At 65.6% G+C, this 21180-nt stretch carries 20 protein-coding genes; 8 read left to right on the forward strand and 12 right to left on the reverse strand.

Annotated elements, in window-relative coordinates:
• Positions 1-94 precede the first annotated feature (94 nt).
• The 3 genes from rsgA to IGS58_RS20425 are packed head-to-tail and all read right to left on the reverse strand — an operon-like array spanning position 95 to position 2639.
• Positions 95-1000, reverse strand: a complete 906-nt coding sequence (gene rsgA / locus IGS58_RS20415) for a ribosome small subunit-dependent GTPase A (RefSeq protein ID WP_058051032.1) — start codon at positions 998-1000, stop codon at positions 95-97.
• Positions 997-1362 (reverse strand): 4a-hydroxytetrahydrobiopterin dehydratase, encoded by a 366-nt coding sequence (locus IGS58_RS20420; RefSeq protein ID WP_070259695.1) that lies wholly within the window; start codon positions 1360-1362, stop codon positions 997-999. The genes rsgA and IGS58_RS20420 overlap by 4 nt, the downstream gene beginning before the upstream one ends.
• Positions 1359-2639 (reverse strand): M48 family metallopeptidase, encoded by a 1281-nt coding sequence (locus IGS58_RS20425; RefSeq protein ID WP_034785061.1) that lies wholly within the window; start codon positions 2637-2639, stop codon positions 1359-1361. The genes IGS58_RS20420 and IGS58_RS20425 overlap by 4 nt, the downstream gene beginning before the upstream one ends.
• A gap of 56 nt (positions 2640-2695) precedes the next feature.
• On the opposite strand from IGS58_RS20425, the gene orn reads away from it, so the two are divergent.
• Complete coding sequence (orn, locus tag IGS58_RS20430; RefSeq protein WP_170846480.1) at positions 2696-3292, forward strand: oligoribonuclease; 597 nt, start codon at positions 2696-2698, stop codon at positions 3290-3292.
• Between the two features lie 138 nt (positions 3293-3430).
• On the opposite strand, the gene IGS58_RS20435 is transcribed toward orn, so the two are convergent.
• Both IGS58_RS20435 and gcvA read right to left on the reverse strand, forming a co-directional pair.
• Complete coding sequence (locus tag IGS58_RS20435) at positions 3431-3775, reverse strand: hypothetical protein (protein ID WP_230522528.1); 345 nt, start codon at positions 3773-3775, stop codon at positions 3431-3433.
• Positions 3772-4716, reverse strand: a complete 945-nt coding sequence (gcvA, locus tag IGS58_RS20440; protein ID WP_070259700.1) for a transcriptional regulator GcvA — start codon at positions 4714-4716, stop codon at positions 3772-3774. Before gcvA ends, IGS58_RS20435 begins: the two co-directional genes overlap by 4 nt.
• 230 nt (positions 4717-4946) lie before the next feature.
• Here gcvA and IGS58_RS20445 point away from each other — a divergent pair, with 230 nt between their 5' ends.
• From IGS58_RS20445 to IGS58_RS20465, 5 genes are all read left to right on the forward strand, one after another.
• On the forward strand, positions 4947-5846 hold the full coding sequence (locus IGS58_RS20445) for a DMT family transporter (RefSeq protein WP_230522529.1): 900 nt from the start codon (positions 4947-4949) through the stop codon (positions 5844-5846).
• A 203-nt stretch (positions 5847-6049) separates the two neighbouring features.
• Complete coding sequence (locus IGS58_RS20450) at positions 6050-7135, forward strand: hemin-degrading factor (protein WP_230522773.1); 1086 nt, start codon at positions 6050-6052, stop codon at positions 7133-7135.
• Positions 7123-8049 (forward strand): heme/hemin ABC transporter substrate-binding protein, encoded by a 927-nt coding sequence (locus tag IGS58_RS20455; RefSeq protein WP_230522530.1) that lies wholly within the window; start codon positions 7123-7125, stop codon positions 8047-8049. The genes IGS58_RS20450 and IGS58_RS20455 overlap by 13 nt, the downstream gene beginning before the upstream one ends.
• Positions 8046-9098, forward strand: a complete 1053-nt coding sequence (locus tag IGS58_RS20460; protein WP_230522531.1) for a FecCD family ABC transporter permease — start codon at positions 8046-8048, stop codon at positions 9096-9098. The genes IGS58_RS20455 and IGS58_RS20460 overlap by 4 nt, the downstream gene beginning before the upstream one ends.
• Before the next feature lie 8 nt (positions 9099-9106).
• Positions 9107-9895: an ATP-binding cassette domain-containing protein gene (locus IGS58_RS20465; protein WP_070259763.1), complete on the forward strand. Its 789-nt coding sequence runs from the start codon at positions 9107-9109 to the stop codon at positions 9893-9895.
• A 29-nt stretch (positions 9896-9924) separates the two neighbouring features.
• On the opposite strand, the gene IGS58_RS20470 is transcribed toward IGS58_RS20465, so the two are convergent.
• From IGS58_RS20470 to IGS58_RS20495, 6 genes are all read right to left on the reverse strand, one after another.
• Entirely contained in the window at positions 9925-10359 is a 435-nt protein-coding gene (locus IGS58_RS20470) for a hypothetical protein (protein ID WP_230522532.1), read from the reverse strand.
• The gene (locus IGS58_RS20475; protein WP_230522533.1) at positions 10356-11795 is read right to left on the reverse strand and encodes an efflux transporter outer membrane subunit; all 1440 of its coding nucleotides are present in this window, start codon (positions 11793-11795) and stop codon (positions 10356-10358) included. Before IGS58_RS20475 ends, IGS58_RS20470 begins: the two co-directional genes overlap by 4 nt.
• Positions 11792-12862, reverse strand: coding sequence for an HlyD family secretion protein (locus IGS58_RS20480; protein WP_034785075.1), 1071 nt, complete (start codon positions 12860-12862; stop codon positions 11792-11794). The genes IGS58_RS20475 and IGS58_RS20480 overlap by 4 nt, the downstream gene beginning before the upstream one ends.
• A gap of 27 nt (positions 12863-12889) precedes the next feature.
• On the reverse strand, positions 12890-14413 hold the full coding sequence (locus IGS58_RS20485) for an MFS transporter (RefSeq protein ID WP_034785076.1): 1524 nt from the start codon (positions 14411-14413) through the stop codon (positions 12890-12892).
• A gap of 116 nt (positions 14414-14529) precedes the next feature.
• Complete coding sequence (locus IGS58_RS20490; RefSeq protein ID WP_034785078.1) at positions 14530-15450, reverse strand: LysR family transcriptional regulator; 921 nt, start codon at positions 15448-15450, stop codon at positions 14530-14532.
• A 78-nt stretch (positions 15451-15528) separates the two neighbouring features.
• Positions 15529-16227: a UPF0149 family protein gene (locus tag IGS58_RS20495; RefSeq protein ID WP_034785080.1), complete on the reverse strand. Its 699-nt coding sequence runs from the start codon at positions 16225-16227 to the stop codon at positions 15529-15531.
• Positions 16228-16329: 102 nt separating this feature from the next.
• On the opposite strand from IGS58_RS20495, the gene IGS58_RS20500 reads away from it, so the two are divergent.
• Positions 16330-17343 carry a serine/threonine protein kinase gene (locus tag IGS58_RS20500; protein ID WP_230522534.1) on the forward strand — a complete coding sequence of 338 codons (1014 nt, stop codon included), beginning with the start codon at positions 16330-16332 and terminating at the stop codon, positions 17341-17343.
• A gap of 125 nt (positions 17344-17468) precedes the next feature.
• Positions 17469-19910 carry a hypothetical protein gene (locus IGS58_RS20505; protein WP_230522535.1) on the forward strand — a complete coding sequence of 814 codons (2442 nt, stop codon included), beginning with the start codon at positions 17469-17471 and terminating at the stop codon, positions 19908-19910.
• A gap of 316 nt (positions 19911-20226) precedes the next feature.
• Here IGS58_RS20505 and IGS58_RS20510 read toward each other — a convergent pair whose 3' ends face one another.
• A complete protein-coding gene (locus IGS58_RS20510) occupies positions 20227-20946 on the reverse strand; it encodes a hypothetical protein (RefSeq protein WP_230522536.1) in 720 nt (239 codons plus the stop codon).
• Positions 20947-21180: the final 234 nt, after the last annotated feature.

Here is a 21180-nt window from a genome sequence, read left to right on the forward strand (position 1 = left end):
AGCGGGCTGAGCGGCAGAATTTAATTCTGTTTAATTCGCGTTGATAATGTTTTTGTCGGTTTGGCGCCCGCTCCGATGGCGGGCGCCAGGCGCGTTAATACAGCGTTTGCGCCGATTCGTGCAGCAGCTGGCCGTACAGGGTATGGCGCATCTTGGAGATTTTTCCTTCGGACAAGGCTTGCAGGATGGCGCACTGCGGCTCGATCAGGTGGCGGCAGTTATAGAACTTGCAGCCGCCCAGGTAGGGCTGGAATTCGCGGAAGGCCCGTTCCAGCATGCCCTCGGATAAGTGGTACAGGCCGAATTCCTGGAAGCCGGGCGAATCGATGATGGAGCTGTTCGCGCCCAGTTCGTCGAGCTTGTACAGGCGCGTAAAGGTGGTCGTGTGCTTGCCCGTGTCGAGCGCGGCCGAGATTTCGCGCACGGCGATGTCCGCGTCTGGCACCAGCAGGTTGATCAGGGACGACTTGCCCATGCCCGACTGGCCGATGAGGATCGACGACTGGCCCGCCAGCAGGGGCGCCAGGGTGGCCACGGCGTGCTCCGGTTCGGCGCGCGCCGACACTTCATCGACGGGATAGCCCATCGAGGAATACGGCAGCAGGCGTTCGCGCGCGCGCTCCAGCGAAGCGGTCACGTCTGTCTTGTTGAGGATGATGCGCGCTTCGATGCCGGCCGCGTCGGCCGCCACCAGCGAGCGCGAGATCAGGTCGTCGGCAAAGCCCGGTTCCGTCGCCACGACGATGAACAGCTGCGTCAGGTTGGCGGCCAGCAATTTCGACTTGTACTGGTCCGAGCGGTACAGCAAGGTCTTGCGCTCCTCGATGCGGTCGATGACGGCTTGGTCGTTGGAAGTGCGCGTCAGGTGCACGATGTCGCCCACGGCCACATTGGTTTTCTTGCCGCGCGTTACGCATTGCAGCTTGGCGCCGTCCACGTCGGCCAGGTAATGGCGGCCATGGGCGGCGATGATAACGCCCGTCAACTTGCCTTCGCTCATGGGGCCACCTGGCTGCTCTGGTAGATAAGGTCTGCCTTGGCGGCGCAGATGAAGTCGTTTTCGGACAGGCCGCCGGCACCCTGGTTGACCGAGTGCGTGTCGTAGCGCACGGCGCAGGTTTTGTAAGTAATGATGAGCTCCGGATGGTGGTCTTGCGTATGGGTCATATAGGCCAGGGCGTTCACGAACGCCAGGGTCTGGTAGTAATTCTTGAAGCCGAAGTCGCGGCACAGCTTGCCGTTTTGCACCGTCCACTGGGGCAGCAGGGCGTGCAGGGTGGCGATATCCGTGTCGCCCAGCGCCTGCTGGCGCGGCGTGCAGCTCAGTTGGGCCAGGTCTTGCGAAGTGGATGGCGTATTCATGCGGAAGCCCCTTTCAGGTGGCGGATGCGCACGCTGGCCGGCGGATGCGAGTCATAGAAGGCCGAGTGCAGCGGGTCGGGCGTCAGGGTCGACGCATTGTCTTCATACATTTTGACGAGCGCCGACACCAGGTCGTCCGCCTGCGTGTGCGTGGCGGCAAAGGCGTCGGCTTCGAATTCGTGCTTGCGCGAGCTGAGCGACGTCAACGGCCCCAGCAGGAAAGTGAAGACGGGCAAGGCCAGCATGAACAGCAGCAGCGCCAGCGCGTCCGTCGGCTGGCCCGTCAGCGCCAGCGCCACGGGATCGACGCCCAGTCCCGCGTAAAACCACGGCTGCGTCTTCAGGAAGCCCAGCAGCGCGAGGAAACCCAGCGAGATGACGAACATCATGGCGATGCGCTTGACGATGTGCTTGAGCTTGAAGTGGCCCAGTTCATGCGCCAGCACGGCTTCGATTTCCTGTGGCGCCAGGCGCGACAGCAGGGTATCGAAGAAGACGATGCGCTTGTTGGCGCCAAAGCCCGAGAAATACGCATTGCCGTGGGCGCTGCGCTTCGAGCCATCCATGACGAACAAGCCTTTCGAAGCGAAGCCGACGCGCTGCATCAAGCCTTCGATGCGGCTTTTCAGCGCTTCGTCGGCCAGCGGCGTGAATTTGTTGAACAGCGGGGCAATGACGGTTGGGAACAGCACCATCATCAGCAGCTGGAAGCCGCTCCAGACGAACCACGCGTACAGCCACCACAGGTCGCCCGACTTGGCCATCAGGGTCAGCACGACCCAGATCAGCGGCAAGCCGATGACGGCGCCCAGGCCCACGCCCTTGAGCATGTCCGTGAAAAACAGCTTGCGCGCCATGGTGTTGAAGCCGAAGCGCTGCTCCAGCACGAACTGGCGGTAATAGTCGAAGGGCAGGTCGATCAGGCCGGAAATGGCGGCAAAGGCGGCGATCAGGCCGATCTGGTACAACATGGGCGAGCCGGGACCCATCCATTCATTCAGGTGCAGCGCCAGCCATTGCAGGCCGCCCAGCAAGGTAAAACCGATCAGCACGGCATAGTTGATCAGCAAGGTCAGCAAGCCGAACTTGGTCTTTGCCACCGTGTAGTCGGCCGCCTTCTGGTGCGCGGCCAGCGGGATTTTTTCCGCAAATTCGGGCGGGACAACGGCGCGGTGCGCCAGCACGTGGCGAATCTGCCGCGAAGCGAGCCAGAAGCGCACGGCGAGAGTCAAAACGAGGACGGATACAAACAAAATCGAAAACGCGAGTGAATACATTCTGTGCCTGTGAGAAAATGGCTGATTATTTAGTTTGATTAGGCCAAGAGAGAATTATGTCACAAGCGACCGACTTAACTGCATCCACCCCCGCACCCGCGGTGCCCGCACGTCCAAATGAGATGAACCTGGTCTGGGTCGACATGGAAATGACGGGTCTGGAGCCCGATACCGACCGCATCATCGAGGTGGCGGTAGTGGTGACGGACATGCACTTGAACCTGCTGGCCGAAGGCCCCGTGTTCGTGATTCACCAGTCGGATGAAACCCTGAACAAGATGGATGCTTGGAACAAGGGCACGCACGGCCGCTCGGGCTTGATCGACAAGGTCAAGGCGTCGACCGTGACGGAAGCCCAGGCGGAAGCGGAACTGATCGCCTTCCTGAAGAAATACGTGCCGGCAGGCAAGTCGCCCATGTGCGGCAACACCATCGGCCAGGACCGCCGCTTCATGGTACGCGGCATGCCGAAGCTGGAAGCATTCTTCCACTACCGCAATGTTGACGTGTCGACACTGAAAGAGCTGTGCAAGCGCTGGAAGCCGGAAATCGCCACCGGTTTCAAGAAGCACCAGAAGCACACTGCGCTGGCCGATATCCTCGAGTCGATCGAAGAGCTGAAGTACTACCGCGAGCACTTCATCAAATTGTAAGTTGAAAACGCCTCACAAAACCTACTGCGCGTCGGTATAGGTGGCCTGCGATGCTCACCGTACTAGAGTACGGTTGCGCTTCTTAGCCACCTCTCCCTTCCGCTCGCTACGGTTTTGTGAGGCGTCGCGAAGGTTCTGTTACATCGTATCAAAGTCAAAATCGAGGGTGTGCCAAACGCCGTCTTCATCCTGCCACTCCAGCGCAAACTCTCCCGTTTGCCGTAAAGCCGTGATCCAGCGCACTTCGCCCGGCTGGCGAAAATACTCTACGCACTGACCGAACGGCTGTCCCAGCCGGCACAGCACCAATCCCTCGCCCGCCACGGCGCACCATTGCTCATGGACATCGATCAAGGCCACGGCCGGGTCGCCATAGAACTCGCCCAGGCTGGCTTGCCGGCCATCGGCCGCCGTCACCTTGGCGTGTTCATATTCATGCTGGACAATATATTGGGCGCTGCGCGCCAGTTCCCTGCTCGTCATGCTGTCTCCACGGTGGGCCAGACGGTTTCCTGGTCGGCGCGCGCCTCGGCGATCAGCCATTCGCAGAAGGCGTGCACGAGGGGGCGCGTTTCCGCCTGGGGCGAACGCAGCAGATAATAGCAGTGGGGGCCGCGCACGGTATGTTCGAACACGCGCACCAGGCGGCCCGAGCGGAGATCGTCGCCGATCAGGGGGCTGGCGGCGATGGCCACGCCCTGGCCGCTGGCGGCCGCGTCCAGGCACAGATACGTGTGCGAAAAGCGCGCGCCGCTGTTGCCGCTATTGCCGCTGTAATGCACGCCGCAGCTGTGCAGCCAGCGCGTCCAGTCGATTTCGCCGGGCAGGTGCACTTCCGGCTCGTCGTGCAGCAGCGGGTAGCGCAGCAGGTCGGCGGGCTGGCGCAGGCTGGCCGCGTTGGCGCGGAAATCGGGGCTGCAGACGGCGGAAAACCATTCTTCCATCAATAAATCCACTTTCAGGCCCGGATAGCGGCCCGGTCCCAGGCGGATGGCCACGTCCACGCCATCGCGCGCCAGGTCGACCGGGTGCATCGAGGCCAGCACGCGCAGTTCAATCTGCGGATAGCGGTCGCGCAAGCGTCCCAGGCGCGGCATCAGCCAGCGCGAGACGAGCGAGCTGGTGGCCGTCACCGTCACCACCTTGTCATCGCCCTGGCGCCGCGCCTGCTCGGAGACGTCGGCCAGCTGGTTGAGTATCGGCCCCAGCGAGGCCGCATAGCGCTGCCCGGCGCTGGTGAGCACCACGCCGCGCGGCAGGCGCTGGAACAGCACGATGCCGAGCCACGCTTCCAGCTGTTTCACATGATGGCCGATGGCGCCGGCCGAGACGTGCAATTCTTCGCCCGCGCGCTGGAAGCCTTCGTGGCGGGCGGCGGCCTCGAAGGCGTGCAGGGCGGCAAGTGGGGGCAGGGGACGTGACATGGCATTCTCAAGAGAATTGAGCCTCAGTATTATTTGGCCTATCCGTGAAGAATATTGGTTTGTTTCATTTTGCGCAAGCGAATATGATGCCGGCTATGCGTGAAGTGACCCGCAATATGATTCACGCATGAATCATCTACCAGCCTTGCTTGGCATTTATATTTACAACGCCTGGGAAAACCGTCGCGATGCGCAGCAGGTTTGCCCGGGTGTACTCAAAGAGGTTAGTCATGTCTGATCGCCGCGCTGTTGCGCTGGTGTTGCTGTCGGCCGCCGGATTCGGCAGTTCCGCAGTGTTTGCCAAGGCGGCATATGCGTCCGGGGTCAACCCGTCGACCATGCTGGCCTTGCGTTTCGTCATCGCCGCCATGCTGTTGCTGCCGCTCGTGTGGCTCGGTGGCTGGCGCTTGCCGCGCGGCCGCCTGCTGGCCGGCTACATGCTGATGGGCCTGATGTACACGGCCCAGTCGCAAGGCTATTTCAATGCGCTCATGTATGCCAGCAGCGGCCTGTGCGGCATGCTGCTGTACGTGTATCCCGTGCTGGTGACCATCCTCGCGCTGGCGCTGGGCTGGGAAAAGCTGGACCGGCGCATGCTGGTGCTGATGGCGCTGGCCATTGCCGGCATGGCCATCACCCTGGGCGGCAAGCTGCAGGGCCAGCCCATCGGCATCGCGCTGGCATTGATGGCCGCCGGCGTGTACGCCGTGTACATCCTGTTTGGCAACAGCCTGTCGAAAAGCCGCGAGAATATTCACCCATTGGCCGCCTGTGTGGTGATCCTGGGCACGGCCGGCCTGTCGAACAGCGCGATTGCTTTGTGGCAAGGCGTGTCCTTGCCGGGCACGGCGACGGGCTGGCTGGCCGTCAGCGCCATCGCGCTGTTCTCGACGGCCATCGCGATTGCCGCCTTCTTTGCCGGCGTGGCGCAGATCGGCGCGGCCAAGGCATCCATCATTTCCACGTTTGAACCCGTCATCACGATGGCGTTCGGCGTGACCTTGCTGAAGGAATCCGTCAGCGGCACGCAATTGCTGGGCGGTGCCATGGTGCTGGCCGCCGTGGTCTTGCTGGCACAGCGGCCCAGTGCCAAGCCGGTTTCCATGCCTGGCGTGCAAGCCAACGCCTGAACTTTTTTCCTGAACTGATCGGCAATACCGATCGGTCTCCTTTGCGCCGCGACGGGTTTCCTGCCGCGGCGCTTTTTTTTGGCCGCGCACAAATAACACTTGATTGCGAATGATTCTCATTTATAATTGATTTCAAGATTCCCCCACCACCAGCCAGCCCATGCCAGCCAGTGTTCGCCTTGAAAGGAGACACCGTGACGAGCATGCCCCCTATTTGCAATACCGAGCTGGTCGCCGGCGAATTTGCCCGCCTGCGTCGCGAAAAGAAAGCCCGCCACCGCGATATCGCCGAGGAACTGGCCATTTCCGAAGGCGAGCTGATCGCCGCGCACGCCGGCCTGTCGCTGGCCGATGACGCCTTGCTGGGCGCCGAGCGCCTGCAGGCCGACTGGCCCGCCATCATCGCCGCCCTGGAACCGCTGGGCGAAGTCATGGCGCTGACGCGCAACGCCTCGTGCGTGCATGAAAAGACGGGCGTGTATCGAAAAGCCAGCCACAACAACCACGTGGGCCTGGTGCTCGGTGGCGATATCGACCTGCGCGTGTTTTACCGCCAGTGGGCGCATGGTTTTGCCGTTCGCGAGATGGGCGAGAAGGAAGTGCAGCGCAGCCTGCAGTTTTTCGATGCGGCCGGCCATGCCGTGCACAAGATTTTCCTCAAGCCGCAAAGCGACCTGGCCGCCTACGACGCGCTGGTGGCGCGCTTCGCCGATGCGGATCAGGCGGCCGGCATTGCCGTGACGGCGCCGGCGCCGCCGCCGGCGGAACTGCCCGACGCGCAGATCGACGTGGCCGGCTTTCGCGCCGCCTGGGCCGACTTGCGCGACACGCATGAATTTTTCACCGTGCTGAAAAAATATTCGGTCTCGCGCCTGCAAGGCCTGCGCCTGGCCGAGGCGCGTTTCGTGCAGCAGCTCGACAAATCCTGCGTGCTCGACCTGCTCAATAATGCCGCCCTCGAAAAGGTGGCCATCATGGCCTTCGTCGGCAATGCCGGCATGATCCAGATCCATTCGGGGCCCGTGCACAAGATCGCCGTGATGGGGCCGTGGATCAATGTCCTGGACCAGCGCTTCAACCTGCATTTGCGCGAAGACCATATCGCCAGCGCCTGGGTGGTGAAAAAGCCGACCGTCGATGGCCTGGTGACATCGGTGGAACTGTTCGACGCCAAGGGCGACACCATCGTCATGTTCTTCGGCGAACGCAAGCCGGGCGTGCACGAACTGTGCGAATGGCGCAACGTCGTCGAGCGGGTGCTGCAGGAGGGCGAACTATGCGCCGCATGATCGCCGCCAGCGTGGCGCGCCGCATCGCGCTGAAAAAAATGGGGGCGGGAGCGCTGGCGCTGGCCGCGCCGATGCAGGTGCTGGCCGCCGTCAGCGACGCGTCCAAGCCGATGGTCAAGGCGCGGCGCATCGTCAGCGTGGGCGGCGCGTTGACGGAAATCGTCTATGCGCTCGAAGCGCAGGGGGAACTGGTGGGCGTCGATACCACCTCGCTGTATCCGGCCGTGGCGCAACAGCTGCCGCAGGTGGGCTATGCGCGCACCTTGTCGGCCGAGGGCGTGCTGTCGCTGGCGCCCACGCAGCTGATCGCCACCGAGGAAGCGGGACCGCAAACGGTGCTGCGCCAGGTGCGCGACGCGGGCGTGCCGGTGGCGGTGCTGAACGCGAATAACAAATTCGAAGGCTTGCTCGAACGGGTGAAACAGGTGGGCCAGATCACGGGACGTGCCGACCCCGCCGCGCGCCTGGCGCAAGCCTTGCAGCAGCAGTGGGACGGCGTCCTGGGCAAGGTGCGCCTGCGCAGCCACGCTCCTGTGCGCGTGCTGTTCATCCTCGCCCATGCGCCCAACCAGGTGATGGTGGGCGGGCGCGAGACGGGCGCCGACGCCATGCTCGCGTATGCGGGTGCCGTCAACGTGATGGGGGGACCGGCCGGTTTTGCCGGCTACAAGCCGCTCACGCCGGAAGCCGTGATCGCCGCGCGGCCCGACATCGTGCTCGTCACGGACCAGGGGCTGAAGGCATCGGGCGGCGTGGACGGCATCTTGAAACTGCCAGGCCTGGCGCAGACGCCGGCCGGGCGCAAGCACCGCATCGTGTCGCTGGAAGCCATGCTGCTGCTGGGCTTTGGCCCGCGCATGCCGCAGGCGCTGGGCGAACTCGACGCCGCCTTCGCCAAAGCCATGACGGCATGAACGTGGCCTCCCTGGCGTCTGTCGCCCCGTGGCGCTGGCCACGCTGGGGCGCTGGCGGGTTGCTGGCCGTGGCGCTGTTTGTCGGCTTGATCATCGCCGTGCAGGCGGGCGCCGTGCCGGTGACCCTGGCCGACTGGCTGGCACCGTTTCAATCTGGCGAGGAGACGCTGTCCGGCGGCGCGTATGTGCTGTGGCATATCCGTTTGCCGCGCGCCCTGTTTGCCATCCTGATCGGCGCCGCGCTGGCGCTGGCCGGCGGCCTGACGCAAGGGCTGTTCCGCAATCCGCTGGCCGATCCGGGGCTGCTGGGCGTGAGCAGCGGCGCCGCCTGCGCGGGCGCGGCCACCATCGTCTTCGCGGCCAGCCTGCACGTGGCGCCGGAGCTGCGCGTGTGGCTGCTGCCGGCCGCCGCGTTTGCCGGCGCCATGCTGATCTGCGTGCTGCTTGACCGGGTTGCGCGCTGGGCCACCCCCGGCTCCATCGTCGGCTTGCTGCTGACGGGCGTGGCGCTGAACGCCATCACGGTGGCCGTCATGGGCTTGTGCATCTACCTGGCCAGCGACGATCAGTTGCGCACCCTGACTTTCTGGACCCTCGGTTCGCTCTCGGCCGGCAGCTGGCGCCAGGTGGCGGCTTTGCTGATTGTGCTGGCCGGCGCGCTGTGGGCCACGCGCTTCCTGATGCGCTCATTGAATGCGCTGGCGCTGGGCGAGGCGCAGGCGCTGTACGTGGGTATCGATGTGGGCCGGCTGCGCACGCAGGTCATCGTGCTGGTGGCCGTGCTGACGGGTTTTGCCGTCGCCTGGTGCGGCGGCATCGGCTTCATCGGCCTGATCGCGCCGCACCTGGTGCGCACCTGGCTGGGCGCCGACCAGCGCCGCGTCCTGCCCCTGGCGATGCTGGCCGGCGGCTTGTTGCTGCTGTTGGCCGACACGCTGGCGCGCACGGTCGCCATCCCGGCGGAAGTCCCCGTCGGCATTTTCACGGCCTTGCTGGGCGGGCCATTTTTCCTGATGCTGTTGCGGCGCTTCCGCCACGGCACAGCCTAGAGGTGAACATGACGCCCCTGCTGGAACTCTCCTTCGCCACCACACAACTGGGCCAGCAGTATTTCGGCCCGTTCAATCTGCGGATCGCGGCCGGCGAGCGCGTCGCCATCCTTGGCCCCAGCGGCGCGGGCAAGTCGACCCTGCTCAAATTGATGGCGCGCGAACTGCACCCGCAGGCGGGCCAGGTGGCGTTCGCCGGCAGGCCGCTGGCGCAGTGGCCGCTGGCTGACCTGGCGCGGCGCCGCGCCGTCCTGCCGCAGGGCTCGAACGTGGCCTTCGGACTGCAGTGCGAACTGGTGATCGGCCTGGGACGGGTGGCGCGCCTGGTCGACCCGCAGCTGGGGCGGATCGTGCAGGACGCGGCTACCCTGGCGCACGCCGGGCATTTGCTGGGCCGCCGCCTGGATACCCTGTCCGGCGGCGAGCAGGCCAGGGTGCAGCTGGCGCGCATCTTCGCGCAGATGTGGGACGTACAGGATGGCTTGATACTCGTCGACGAACCGCTGGCGGCGCTCGATCCCGGCCTGCAGTTCGATTTGCTCGATAGCCTGCGGCAGTTTTGCGCCGCGCGCGGCCACGCCGTCATCGCCATCCTGCACGACATCAATCACGCCTTGCTGGGCTTCGAGCGGCTGCTGCTGGTGCGTTCGGGCCAGCTGGTGGCCGATATCGCCAGCGATGCCGGCGCCGTGCCGGCCCTGGCCGCGCTGTACGGCATCGCCCTGACGACGGCGACCAGCAGCGATGGCGACGTGTGCGTCATCCCTGCCAGAAGCGCCGTCCGCAGGGTCGCCTGACGGATACACTCACTCGCTGAATCAATTCATCACCACACGTCCGCCGTGCGCGGCCGCGCCATCTGGCCGCTGCCCAGCAGCCATACCATCAGGGCCTCGGCCTGTTCGCGCGTGGCCGCCACCTCTTGCAGGATACCGAAGGCTTTCATGGCGCCGGCCGCCATCGCCTGCAGGCGCGCGCGCTGTTCCGCGTCCGCCTCGACCGATACGAGGCCCCGGCAAATGGCGGCCAGCGCTACCTTGTTGTGCTTGAGCCAAAGGCCGCGCCGCTTGCGGTCGATGTGCGCTTCATCGCTGCGTTCCTCTTCGAACAGCATGACGAACGGTTCGCCATGGCGCAGCAGGGCGTCCATGTCGTTTTCCCACAGCGGGGCATAGCCGGGAACGGCCGTTTCAGGGAGAAAGCGCACGACGGGAAAGTCGCTGACGTCGTGGATGGAGAAATGTGCGGGATTCGGTTTCATGGCGTGCTTCCTTGCGAGGTGGTTGAAAATGCTTGCCAGCCGCCGCCCAGCGCCTTGTAGACCTGGACCAGCGACAGCGACGCGGTGGCACGGCTGTCGACCAGCGCCGCTTCGTTGTTCAATAAGGTGTTTTGCACATGCAGCACGTTGATCAGGTCCGTGCCGCCCTGGCGGTACTGCAGTTCCGCGCTGCCCAGCGCCCGCCGTCCCTGCTTGACGGCTTCATCGAGGCTGGCCTGGCGGCGGGCGTTGGCCTGGTAGCCAGATAGCGCATCTTCCACCTCGTGCCAGGCGGCCAGCACCGTCTGGCGGTAGGCGATGGCCGCTTCCTGCTGCTGCGCCTCGCGCAATTGCAGGTTGCCGCGCAGGCGGCCGCCATCGAACAGGGGCACGCTGAAGCCGGGGCCGAAGGCAAAGCGCCTGGCGTCCCAGCCGATGTCGGACAGCTGCATCGCTTGCAGGCCGACGCTGCCCGAGAGCGTAATGCGTGGATAAAAATCGCCCTGCGCCACGCCGATGGCGGCCGTGGCCGCGTGCAGCTGCGCTTCGGCGCGGCGGATGTCGGGCCGCCGCTCGGCCAGGCTGCTCGGCACGCCCAGCTGCACCTGCATGGTCATGGCGGGAATGTCCTTGCCCGCCGCCAGTTTCGCCCGCAAGCCTTGCGGCGGCAGCGCCAGCAGGAGGGCGAGGGCATTGCCCAGGCGCGCTTCGCGCTGCTGCAGCGGCGGCAGGCGCGCTTCGATGGTGGCGACATGGGCCGCCGCCTCGGCTTCGTCGAGCTGCGTCGCCGCGCCTTCGCGCAGGCGGATGCGGGTCAGGTTCAAGGTATGGCGGGCGATATCGAGCAGCTGCTGCGTGATGGCCAGCGTCTGCTGCGCGCCGCGCAGCTCGATGTAGTCGCGCGCCGTTTCGGCCAGCACGGCCAGCAGCACGCCGCGCTGCGTTTCCACTGCCACGTCGACGCGCGCATCGGCCGCTTCCACTTCGCGCCGCACGCGGCCCCACAGGTCCAGTTCCCAGGCTGCGTCAAGGTTGCTTTGCCACAGGTTGTAGGCGGACTGGCCATTGTTGCGCGACGGGTCGCTCAATCCCTGTTCGCTGTTGCGCGCGCGGCTGTAGCCGCCATTCGCACCCAGCGACGGGCCTTGCGCGGCGCCGATGACTCCGCGCGCGGCGCGGCTTTGCTCCAGCCGGCTGGCGGCCGCCAGCACGTCGAGGTTGGCGCCGGCGGCACGCTGCAGCAGTGACGACAGGGTGGTATCGCCAAAGCTGTCCCACCAGCGCTGCTCGATGGCGCCATCCTGCTGTGCGGCGAAACGGGCATCCTGCACCTGGCGCCATTGCTGTCCCAGCTCGTGGTGCGGGCGCTGGAAATCGCTGCCGACGCTGCCGCAGCCGGCCAGGCCCAGGGCCGTGAAGAGTATCCATGCTTTCATCGCGCGCTCACCTGTTGCAGATGTTGACGGCGCATGGCCGTATCGATGCGCACTTCGGCCGACATGCCCACGCGCAGGCGGGCGTCGCCATCCTGGCCCGGATCGAGCGCGATCCTGACGGGAATGCGCTGCACCACCTTGGTGAAGTTGCCGGTGGCGTTTTCCGGCGCGATGGCGGCAAACGTCACGCCCGTGGCGGGAGCGATACTGTGTACCGTGCCGTGCAGGAGCACGCCCGGATAGGCGTCGACGGCGATGCTGGCGCGCTGGCCCTGGCGCACGTGGGTCAGCTGGGTTTCCTGCAGGTTGGCGACGACAAAGCTGCGGTTCAGGGGCACCACGGCCATCAGGCTGGCGCCGGGAGCCACCAGGGCGCCGACGCGCACGATGCGGCGTCCGACGATGCCGTCGATGGGGGCGCGCAGCTGCGTATGCGACAGGTCCAGTTCGGCCCGTTGCAGGCTGGCGCTGGCGCGCAGCAAGGCCGCTTCGGCCGCGCCTTGCTGCGCTTGCAAAATTTCCGTCTGCTTGCGGGTGGCGACGAGGGCGGCGCGGTTTTGCGCCAGGCGCGCGCGGCTCACGTCGAAGCGCGATTGCGCCTGCTGCGCGTTCTGCACGCTGCCCGCGCCCTGGCCAGCCAGGTGCTGCGAGCGGGCCAGTTCCTGCTGCGCCAGTTTGTCTTCCGCCTGGTTGGCGTCGACCAGGGTGCTGGCTTGTTCGATCACCGATTGCTGGCGCTGCAAGGTGGCGCGGGCATTCGCCAGTTGCGCTTCGGCGCCGGCTACCTCGGCACGGGCCGAGGCGGCGGCGGCCTGGTAGTCGCGGTCGTCGATGCGCGCCAGCAGCTGACCCGCCTTGACAGTCTGGTTGTCTTCCACCAGCACTTCCCGCACGATGCCGCCCACCTTGGGGGAAAGCACGGTGTAGTCGGCGCTGACAAAGGCGTCGTCGGTGGCTTGTTCGTCGCCACGGGCGAACAGCAGTTGCCAGGCGCAAAAGGCGAGGGCGCAGGCCAGCAGGGCCAGGCCGAGAAGAAATGCGCGCGAGCGCAGTATGGGTGTTTGCATGGTGAAGCTCTTTCGTAAAAATGGAAATCAGGCGGCGCGCGGAGGGAATACGCGCGTCGGCAGGATGGGAATGATCACAATCATGGCCAGCGCGATGGCGGCCACGGTGAGGTACAGGTCGGACGAGGTCAGGGTGACGACTTGCGCATGCATGCGCTGCGCAATTCCCGCCATGTCCACGCCGGCTGGCAGATTGCCCAGGCGTTCGCTGAGCACCGTCGAATGAAAATGGTTGCGGCGCGTGATCAGCGCATCGAGCACGCCGGTGGCGACGACGGCCGACATGCCCTTGATGGTGTTGAACCAGGCCGAGGCGAACGGGCCATCCTGCGGCGCCAGGCCCGTGGTGGCCAGCAGCAGCAAGGGAATCACGGCCATCGGTTGCGCGAAGATCTGCACCGCTTGCAGCAGGTAGAAATGCGTGCGTATCCAGTCCGGCGACATGCGCGCGCCCAGCACGCAGGACAGGGCCAGCAGGGCCAGGCCGATGGCCAGCACCCAGCGGCAGTCGACGGCGCGGATGTTGCACAGGGCGGCCACCAGCGGCAGGGCGATCAACTGCGGCAGCGCCACCATCAGCATCACGGGCGCCGTTTGCAGCGGGCGGTAAGCGTGCACCTGCGCCAGGTAGGACGAGGGAATCAGGATCACGGCCAGCAGCACGAACAGCACGCCGCCCAGGGTCAGCAGGGCATGGCTGAGATTGCGCCGCGACAGCAGCTGCAGCTTGAAGAACGGCAGCGGGTGCGACCACTCGTTGATGAAGAACAGCACCAGCAGCAACAGACCGCCGCCCAGCAGCACGCAGATCAGCGGCGAGGCGAACCACGCCAGGCGTTCACCCTGCAGCAATCCCACCACCAGCATGCTGATGGCGGGCAGGCCAAGCAGCAGGCCGCGCCAGTCGAACTGGCGCAAGCGCTCCAGGCGCAGCGGGTCTTGCGGCAAGCCCCAGGACACCATCAGCAAGGCGACGATGCTGCCCGGGACGACTTGCCAGAAGGCCCATTGCCAGCCCAGGTATTCGGTCCAGAAGGCGGCCAGCGGCGTGCCCAGGCTGGGACCGAAGGTGGCGCTCAGCGCATAGCCGCCCAGGCCATACAGCTTGATGTTCGGCGGCAGGAAGCGCAGCGCCACCGTCATCAGCATGGGCGGTAGGGCGCCGCCGGCCGCGCCCTGCACCACGCGCAGGACCATCAGCACGGACAGGTTCGGCGCGAACGGGCATAGCACGCCGGCGGCCATGCAGACGATGATGGCGGTGGCCGTCAGCCGGCGCAGCGAAAAGGTGACGGAGCACCACGGCGCGAACGCCATGGCCGAGACCGAGGCGGCCGCATACAGGGCGACGAGCCAACTGGCGTCGTCGCGCGCGATGCCCATGGCGCCGCGGATGTCGGCCAGCGCGACCTTGGTGATGTTTTCATTCAGGCCGGATACCAGCACGGCCAGCAGCACGCCAGCCAGGCCCGTGGCCAGGCGCAGTCCGAAGATGGGAGGCGCGGGCGGCGCGGCCGCGGGGGCGGCGCCAGGAAGGGGTACAGCAGACACAGGGAACTCCGTGGATGAGGATCAGTCCACGCAGTATAGGTAGCCGTCAATCTTGTGAAAATTGATAATTAATGAATTCTGAATTGCGTCTGGCGCAATGATTGTGGGCTCAGACCCTAAGCGTCGGGTGGCGTGCCGTCGCACAGCTCCTTGATCATGCGGCGCAGCCAGCGGTGCGCATGGTCGTGGTCGAGGCGCGGGTGCCAGGCCTGGAAGACTTCCACGCTGTCGACGGGGATGGGCAGCTGGAAGGTGCGCAGCTTCAAGCCCAGGCGCTCGACGATGGCCAGCAGGGGCGTGGGCATCAGCGGCAGCAGCAGGCGCGAATCGGCCACGGCGAAGATGGCGGACTGGAAGTTGGGGCTGATCAGCGAGACCCGGCGCGTGTAGCCCCGCTCGGCCAGGATGGTGTCGAAGGGACCGCGCGCCAGGCCGCGCCGCGAGACGCTGATATGTTCGTATTCGGTAAAACTGTCGAGGTTGATGGGGCCGTCGAAGATCGGGTGGTCGCTGCGGGCGATGCCGACAAAGCCGGTGGTAAACAGCTGCTGCAGCTTGATGTCGGGCGCGAAGGCGCGCCGCGCGCTGATGTACAGGTCGATGCGGCCAGCGTGCAGGGCGTCGTTTTCCGTGGCGCCATCGCCCTCTGGCACGAAGCGCAGCACCGTGTGCGGCGCATGGCGGGCCAGCAGGTCGCGCAGCTTGCCGCCGTAGGAACCGACAAACACGTCGTTGGCGCACAGGCTGAAGGTGCGTTCCAGCGTGCGCAAGTCCACTTCGCGGCCCGACGTGAAGATGGCGTGCGCCTGTTCCACCACGCCGCGCACCTGCTCGCGCAATTCCAGCGCGCGCGGGGTGGGCGCCAGACCGCGCCCGGAGCGCACGAAGACGGGGTCGCCGATGGCGTCGCGGATGCGCGCCAGGGTGCGGCTCATGGCCGGCGCGCTCAAATTCATGCGCCGCGCGGCGGCCACGGCGCTGCCTTCCTCGAGCAGGATGTCGAGGGCGACGAGCAGGTTCAGGTCAGGGAGTTTCATGCGGCGATTATAGCCCGGGGGCCAGCGCCAGCGCTGCGCCGGCAGGACGCCGGCGCAGCGAGTGATGCTACTGCGGGATTACTCGGCTGCCGGCTCGGCTCCGCAGCATTTCTTGAACTTCTTGCCGCTGCCGCAAGGGCAGTCGTCGTTGCGGCCCACTTTCGGCTCTTCGCGCTTCATGGTCTGCACGGGAGCCTTGCGGCGCGGGACCCAGAAACGGTGGATGGCCGGCAGGTTCGCTTCCAGTTCCTGCGCCAGCTTGTGCGCCTTGACCGGGTCTTCCACCAGTTTCAGCTCTTCTTCCTTGATTTCGTCGGCGCCCAGCAGGTAGATCGGCTGCATCAGCTCGGCCACTTCGGAATCCCAGATTTCGTTCCACGAGCCAGGACGCAGCTCCATGCCGTCCCAGAAGCCCCAGCACCAGGCTTCGGCGTCGATCAGGGTCTGGCCTTCGTAGTCGTGCTCGACGAACAGGGCTTCGAATTCCTTCGGCGCCACTTCAAACGTCACCAGCACTTCGTTCATGAATCGCATGATCAGGTTGACGATGCGCTCTTCTTCCTTGCTGTTCTTGAATTTCGGCGCATCTTCGGCATCTTCGCCCCACACGCGCGGCAACCACTCGGCCGGCATGATCGGTTCCGGGCCGATGGCGACGGCCGTCAGATAGCCGTGCAGCATATCCATGGTCATCGCGTCTTCGGAGCAGCGCTCCGACAACAGGAATTGGTCTAATTCGTCGAATTCTTTTTCTGATAATGGCTGTTCGAGTTGCATGGCTTGCTCTTTATTGAATGTAAGCAGACAGTATACGCCTAGCGGCGCTTCCTCACCTAAGTGTTTGCACCGGCGGCCCGCGCGCGCCTTACAATGTCGCTTATGCACAATGAAAACCAGCCGCACGAGGACGACCGGCCCGTCCATCCCTTTTCCGCCCTGAGCCCCGATTGCGTGCTCGACGCCCTCGACAGCGTGGGGCTGCGCGGCGATGGCCGTCTGCTGGCCCTGAACAGCTATGAAAACCGCGTCTACCAGGTGGGTATCGAAGACAGCGCGCCCCTAGTGGCCAAGTTCTACCGTCCCGAGCGCTGGAGCGATACGGCCATCCTGGAAGAGCACGCGTTCGTGTCCGAGCTGGTCGAGCGCGAAATCCAGGTGGTGCCGGCGCTGGAAATCAACGGCAGCACCCTGCACCAGTACCAGGGCTTCCGCTTTGCCGTCTTTCCCCGCCACGGAGGCCGCGCGCCCGAGCTGGACGACCCGGCGACGCTGGAGTGGATAGGGCGCTTCATCGGCCGCATCCACGCCGTCGGCGCGCTGTCCACGTACAAGGAGCGTCCGGCGCTCGACCACCAGACGTTCGGCGTCGAGCCGCGCGAATTTTTGCTGGAGGGCAATTTCCTGCCGCCCGAACTGCTGGCCGCCTATTCCAGCGTGGCGCAACAGGCGCTCGATGGCGTCAAACGCTGCTATGACCGCGCGGGCGACGTGGCCATGCTGCGCACGCACGGCGATTGCCATGGCGGCAACGTGCTGTGGACGGATGCCGGCCCCCATTTCGTCGATTTCGACGATAGCCGCATGGGCCCGGCCATCCAGGACCTGTGGATGATGCTGTCGGGGGAGCGGGGCGACATGGTGCGCCAGATGAGCGACATCCTGGCCGGTTATGAAGACTTTTGCGATTTCGACCCGCGCCAGCTGTATCTGGTCGAAGCGCTGCGCACCCTGCGCCTGATCCATTATTCGGCCTGGCTGGCGCGCCGCTGGGACGATCCCGCCTTCCCCATCGCCTTCCCGTGGTTTAACACGCAGCGCTACTGGCAGGACCGCATCCTGGAACTCAGGGAGCAGGTGGCCCTGATGGATGAGGCGCCGCTCTGGCCCATTTGACCTAAACGCGGGAAAAGGGTGGTAAACGCCCCTCTTCTTGCCGCGCTGATTTGCGCATGCCTGTTCGATAATGGTGCTAACAAATTCCCATAAGCAACGGAATTCACCCGAATAAGCGAGAAATCATGCAAGCACAGCAAAATCAGCGCCAGGCCGCCTCCCTCACCGTCGCGTATTCCGCCGACGACGAGTTCGACCAGGACAGCATGGTCTCGCTGCATGATTTCAAGGACCTGGAGCGCAAGGCCGATGCGCCAGCGCCGCTTCCTGCCGCTCCTGTCGCCACGATGCCCGAGCCGCAAGCCGGGCCGTCAGCCGACGTTGATGGCAAGGCACCGGCCGCCGAACGCCAGAAAATGGAATTGAAAGCCATCCACGAGGCGATCGCCCGCGTGGAAGCGGAAGCGAAGGCCACCTGCGCCGCCGAAAGCCGCGCGCTGGCCGAGGCGCGCGTGCGCTCGCTGGCCGAGGACCGCGCCGCCATCGACGCCGCCGCCGCCGCCGCCGCACAGCAAAATGCCCAGGCAGCCGAAGAAGCGATTGCCGCCAACCGTGAACGTCTCGACACCATGCGCGCCGCCGCGCAAGCCAGCGTGGCCCGCCTGGAAGCCGTCAAGCAGGAGACGGCGGAATTGCGCGCCCGCGTGGAGTCGGACAATGAAATCCGCCTGGCCGCCGAACAGCGTTCGCGCGCGGAACAGGAAAGCCGCTTGCGCGCCAGCGAGCAGGTGGCCGTGCAGTCGGAACTGGCCGAACAGGCCGCCCGCGCCGCCGAAGAATTGCAGGTGCAGACGGAGCAGGCGCGCCTGCAGGCCGTCGAGCGCGTCGCCGCCGTGCAGGCAGCCAAGGAAGAAATGGTGGGCATCGCCTCGGCCGATGCAAGAGTTGCCGTGCTGGCGCGTGAGCGCGAGCGCCATGCGCACGGTGCGCGCCAGACGGCGCAGATGCTGGCCGAGGCGGAAAGCGAAGCGCTGGACTTGACGGTGCAGCGCGAGCGCGCCGACCAGATCGCGCTGGAATCGGCCTTCAACCGGGCCGCCGCCGAAGTGCGCGCGCTGGAAGAAGCGCGCGCGCTGGCGCACCTGGAGCAGGAACGCGAAGCCATCGCCCTGGCGCAGGCGGAATCGGAACGCCATGCGGCGCAATCGCTGCGTTTGCGCCTGCAGACGGAAAAGGAATTGCGCGACGCGGCCATCCACCGCGAGCGCCTGGAAATGGTCGCCGTGGCCAGCGCGCAGGCGCGCCGCGATGCGGACGTGCGCATCCTGGCCGCCACCGAAGCACGCATCGAGGTAGACCGCCAGCTGCGCGCCGTGGCGCTGGCCCGCGTCGCCGCCGAACAGGATGCGGAAATCGCCGGCCACGCCAAGCTGGAAGCGGAAACGGCGGCCCTCGAAGAAACCAAGGCACGCGAAGCGGCCGAGCAGGCCGCCGCCGTGGCGGCAGCCCGCGAACTGGAAGAGCAGCAGCGCGCCGCCAGCCTGGCGCACGAAAGGGCCGAACTGGCGCGCCAGGCCGCGGAACTGACCGCCAGCCAGAATGAAGCCGAGCAGGCCGAGGTCGATGCCGGCCGGGCGACATTGGCCGCGCAGGAACAGGCGTCGCAACTGGCACAGGAAAAAGCGCAGCAGGCAGAGCAGCTGCTGCAGGCGGAGCAGGAGCGCCTGGCCGCCGAACAAGCTGCCATCGCCGCCTTGAAAGAAAAACTGGAAGCGGAAGCGCTGGCGTTCAACGCGGCGCAGGAACGCATCGCCGCCGAAGGCGCGCAAGCGGAACTGCTGCGCGGCCAGCAGGCGGCCGAACTGGCCTTGACGGAAGCGGCGCAAAAAGAAGCGGACGCCATCCGTATTTTGATGGATCAGGCCCTGGTCGAAGGCGAGCAGAAAGCCGCTGCCGCGCAAGCCGTACAGGCACAGGCGCGCCTGGCCGTGGAACTGGGACAAGTGCATGGCGAGCGTGCCCGCGTGGAAGAAGACAAGGCGCAAGCGGCAGATGCGCTGCTGGCGTCCGAGCGCGATTTCGTCGCGGCCGAGCGCGAGTCGCTGGCCCTGATCGCGCAGAAGCTGGTGCAGCAGCGCCAGACCAGCAGTGCCGAAGAGCGCGCCTCGCAAGCTATCGCCGGCCGCCTGGAAGCGGAAAAACAGGCGACGGCGGCAGCGGAAACGCGTGCTGCCATGGAACAGCAGGCGCTGGAAGCCATGCGCCAGCGCGAGCAGCTGGAACTGGCCGCGCAGCAGGCGGCCAGCGAGAAGCTCGCCGCGCAGCAAGCCTTGCTGGCCAGTGCCCAGGCTCATGCCGCCCTGCAGCGCAAGGCGGCCGAGACGACACGCGCGATGGCCGCCGCCAGGCAGCAATTGCTGGACCTGGAAACGGCGCGCGCGCAGCAGCAAGAGCGCGAACTGGCCGCCTTGCGCGCCAGCCTGGAGCAGCCGCAAAGCGCGTTTTCCAGTTCCCTGACCGCCGCCCGCGCGAAAGCAGAACAGGTCAGCTCGGCCAGTTTGACGCGTGAGGTGATCGAGCGCTTGACGCAGCCGAACGACGCGGGAGCCGTCTGGCGCTCACGTTGAAGGCCTGAAAACCCGATAACACCCGGGGTCGGACCTTAAGGTCCGACCCCAGTCCTAGGTTTGGGTTACGTCTGCATCTCGCCCAAAACTTCCGTCCCACCCCCACCAGCAACACATCCGCATCGCGGTGGTAATCCGTCACCACCCGGTTCCACGCCGCTTGCGCCACCCAGCGGCGGTTGACGTGGTAGCGGCCTACGGCTGACAGCAAGCCTGTCAGGCGCGTGCTGTGGCCTTGCGTGTCGCGGCCGTCCCATGCCACGTACGGGCCGGCGCCCATGCCGAATTCCACTTTTTCGTTGAGCGAACGGATCAGCTACAGCTGGGCGGCCGCGCCGCGCCGGTGCGCCAGCGCCGTGCTGCCTTCGTCGATGAGCGTGGCGCTCCAGTCCACGTATTTTCCCGCCGCGCGCCGGTATTCCACGGTGAACGGGCGCGAGGACTCGGAGCGGAAGCTGTTGACGATGGTGTGGCCTGTCGATAAGGTCAGGGTGTCGTCGTGCGCCCAGTTCTGCAAGTGCAGCTTGGCGCCCGGCACGCCGTCATAGCGGTAGCCGGCGCCGATCAGCAGGTGCGTGGTAGTGTCCTTGCCGCTGGGGCGGATGCGGTTGACCTGGGCCAAGGCATACCAGCGGTTGTCGAATTGCCAGCGCGCCTGCAGGCTGGCGATGGAGCCCCAGCCATGGTCATTGTCGAAATTGTGCGGTGCCTCGTCCGTCTTGGCCGTGTCGAAGAAGAAGTAGCGGCCGATGCCGGCGCCCAGCATCAGGCCCTGTTCCACATTTTTCGTGCGCAGCCACACCTGGCCCGCCATGCCGTCGCGGTGATGGTCTTCCGGATGCCCCTCGTTGATATACGACAGGCTCACCGCGTTGTAATTGCCCACCGGCTGCGTGTAGCTGATGGCGCCGACAAAGGTGCGCTCGTTGGTCGAGTTGACTTTCAGGGAACCGGCCATGCCGGCCAAGTCCTGTGCGTGGATGGACAGGGGGAGCGAGGCGGCCAGCAGGGCCAGGACGGTGAATGGTATGCGCATGACGTTTCCATTGATGGGTGAATACACGCTAACGATAGGCTGGCGAAGTGCCATGCGATTGCGCAAGAATCTTGCACATTGACTACATTTGTAAACTGTTTAGCCAGGACTTGTCACAAGTGTATAAGAAAGCGGGAATGCGTGATGCGTGCCAATGTTTTCTTGTTGAAAATACATCGGTGGCGGGCGGGAGGGGAGGCGCCGGCCTGAAGGGGCTGGCCGGCGCGGGACTGC

Source organism: Janthinobacterium sp. EB271-G4-7A, assembly GCF_020858075.1.
GTDB classification, from domain to species: Bacteria; Pseudomonadota; Gammaproteobacteria; order Burkholderiales; family Burkholderiaceae_D; genus Janthinobacterium; species Janthinobacterium lividum.

What these genes read in the sequence shown, in the direction of transcription:
- IGS58_RS20450 (WP_230522773.1), top strand. Translation starts at nt 6,050, where the DNA reads ATGCCCCCTATTTGCAATACCGAGCTGGTCGCCGGCGAATTTGCCCGC.
- gcvA (WP_070259700.1), bottom strand. Translation starts at nt 4,716, where the DNA reads ATGTCACGTCCCCTGCCCCCACTTGCCGCCCTGCACGCCTTCGAGGCC.
- IGS58_RS20495 (WP_034785080.1), bottom strand. Translation starts at nt 16,227, where the DNA reads ATGCAACTCGAACAGCCATTATCAGAAAAAGAATTCGACGAATTAGAC.
- orn (WP_170846480.1), top strand. Translation starts at nt 2,696, where the DNA reads ATGTCACAAGCGACCGACTTAACTGCATCCACCCCCGCACCCGCGGTG.
- IGS58_RS20425 (WP_034785061.1), bottom strand. Translation starts at nt 2,639, where the DNA reads ATGTATTCACTCGCGTTTTCGATTTTGTTTGTATCCGTCCTCGTTTTG.
- IGS58_RS20510 (WP_230522536.1), bottom strand. Translation starts at nt 20,946, where the DNA reads ATGCGCATACCATTCACCGTCCTGGCCCTGCTGGCCGCCTCGCTCCCC.
- IGS58_RS20420 (WP_070259695.1), bottom strand. Translation starts at nt 1,362, where the DNA reads ATGAATACGCCATCCACTTCGCAAGACCTGGCCCAACTGAGCTGCACG.
- rsgA (WP_058051032.1), bottom strand. Translation starts at nt 1,000, where the DNA reads ATGAGCGAAGGCAAGTTGACGGGCGTTATCATCGCCGCCCATGGCCGC.
- IGS58_RS20460 (WP_230522531.1), top strand. Translation starts at nt 8,046, where the DNA reads ATGAACGTGGCCTCCCTGGCGTCTGTCGCCCCGTGGCGCTGGCCACGC.
- IGS58_RS20455 (WP_230522530.1), top strand. Translation starts at nt 7,123, where the DNA reads ATGCGCCGCATGATCGCCGCCAGCGTGGCGCGCCGCATCGCGCTGAAA.
- IGS58_RS20465 (WP_070259763.1), top strand. Translation starts at nt 9,107, where the DNA reads ATGACGCCCCTGCTGGAACTCTCCTTCGCCACCACACAACTGGGCCAG.
- IGS58_RS20470 (WP_230522532.1), bottom strand. Translation starts at nt 10,359, where the DNA reads ATGAAACCGAATCCCGCACATTTCTCCATCCACGACGTCAGCGACTTT.
- IGS58_RS20480 (WP_034785075.1), bottom strand. Translation starts at nt 12,862, where the DNA reads ATGCAAACACCCATACTGCGCTCGCGCGCATTTCTTCTCGGCCTGGCC.
- IGS58_RS20475 (WP_230522533.1), bottom strand. Translation starts at nt 11,795, where the DNA reads ATGAAAGCATGGATACTCTTCACGGCCCTGGGCCTGGCCGGCTGCGGC.
- IGS58_RS20445 (WP_230522529.1), top strand. Translation starts at nt 4,947, where the DNA reads ATGTCTGATCGCCGCGCTGTTGCGCTGGTGTTGCTGTCGGCCGCCGGA.
- IGS58_RS20500 (WP_230522534.1), top strand. Translation starts at nt 16,330, where the DNA reads ATGCACAATGAAAACCAGCCGCACGAGGACGACCGGCCCGTCCATCCC.
- IGS58_RS20505 (WP_230522535.1), top strand. Translation starts at nt 17,469, where the DNA reads ATGCAAGCACAGCAAAATCAGCGCCAGGCCGCCTCCCTCACCGTCGCG.
- IGS58_RS20490 (WP_034785078.1), bottom strand. Translation starts at nt 15,450, where the DNA reads ATGAAACTCCCTGACCTGAACCTGCTCGTCGCCCTCGACATCCTGCTC.
- IGS58_RS20435 (WP_230522528.1), bottom strand. Translation starts at nt 3,775, where the DNA reads ATGACGAGCAGGGAACTGGCGCGCAGCGCCCAATATATTGTCCAGCAT.